The organism is Kitasatospora arboriphila, from assembly GCF_039528095.1.
Lineage (GTDB): Bacteria > Actinomycetota > Actinomycetes > Streptomycetales > Streptomycetaceae > Kitasatospora > Kitasatospora arboriphila.
On record NZ_BAAALD010000223.1, the window covers coordinates 1 to 1248 of the forward strand.

Sequence of the window (1248 nt, forward strand, 5' to 3'; positions counted from 1 at the left end):
CTCGCTCTTGTAGAGCGCTGATCATGCTTTGAATATCCGTTGTCGATTGCTGTGTGCGAGCAGCAAGACTGCGAACCTCATCGGCGACAACAGCAAAACCACGCCCCTGCTCACCAGCACGCGCGGCCTCAATTGCTGCGTTGAGTGCCAACAAATTCGTTTGCTCGGCGATCCCTCGTATAACGTCAAGAACTTTTGATATCTCGTTACTTTGACCTTCAAGCTCATGAATAACCTGAGTGGCTTGCCTAATTTCACCTTCAAGGGCAGTGATTGACTGGCTTGTGTGGGCTACCAGACGCTGGCCAGATGCCGTCTCAGTGTCTGCTCTTCCGGCCGCATCTGCAGCATGCTGTGCATTGCTCGCAACCTCTTGAATGCTTGCCACCATTTGGTTTACTGCCGTTGCTATTTGATCTGTCTCTGCCTGCTGCTCAACTGTAAGTACATTGCTTGACTCAATATCCTTTAGTAGGCCTCGGGTGTGTTCGCTAAGCCGATTTGATGCATCACCTATGCGACCTACTATGGCGCCTGTTTCAGCTTGCATCATTCGTAAAGCAAACTCTATTTGGCCAAACTCATCGGTGCGCCCAGTGTAGAGGGATTGACTTAATGGGTTATTGGAAATATTCCTGGCTCTTTCAACCAGTCTTCCAAGAGGAGAGAGAATAGCCAAAACACTAACAGAGCTTAAGCTTCCTGACATTAAAGTGGCTAACAATAAGCTGCTTATTGATGTATCAGTAAGCATGCCGGCAGCCATTGCGCTTGATATAATACTACCCCATATGAGCAAGAGTATTTTCACGGAAAAGCTAGCAGCCAATTTCGGCCTCGCGGCCTTCCCGCTTCTCAATTGAGCATATAATTTTTCCGCAGCCAAAACCTGCTCAGGTTCAGGCTTGGTCCTTACAGACTGGTATTCAACAATCGAACCATTCTTAGCTATTGGCGTTACATAAGCACTTACCCAATAGTGGTCGCCATTTTTACAGCGATTTTTTACTAGCCCCATCCATGAGCGGCCAGATTTTAATGTACTCCACATATGCTCAAATGCAGCAGGCGGCATATCTGGGTGTCTTACGATGTTGTGAGGCTGGCCTAATAGTTCTTCCTCAGTGAAACCACTGATTTTAATGAAGTCAGGATTAACGTACGTGATATGGCTTTGAGGGGAGGTAGTCGAAAGGGCACTGTTGCAAAGTTAGCGATGAGGCAGCCTTTTGTCTTATTCAAAGGCCT

Annotated in this window: 1 protein-coding gene; it reads right to left on the reverse strand. The window is 47.4% G+C overall.

Annotated features, from left to right (window positions below; genetic code table 11):
- Positions 1 to 1168: methyl-accepting chemotaxis protein (locus tag ABD353_RS39620; RefSeq protein ID WP_344628567.1), on the reverse strand; the 1168-nt coding region annotated here is incomplete at its 3' end.
- Between the last annotated feature and the right edge of the window lie 80 nt (positions 1169 to 1248).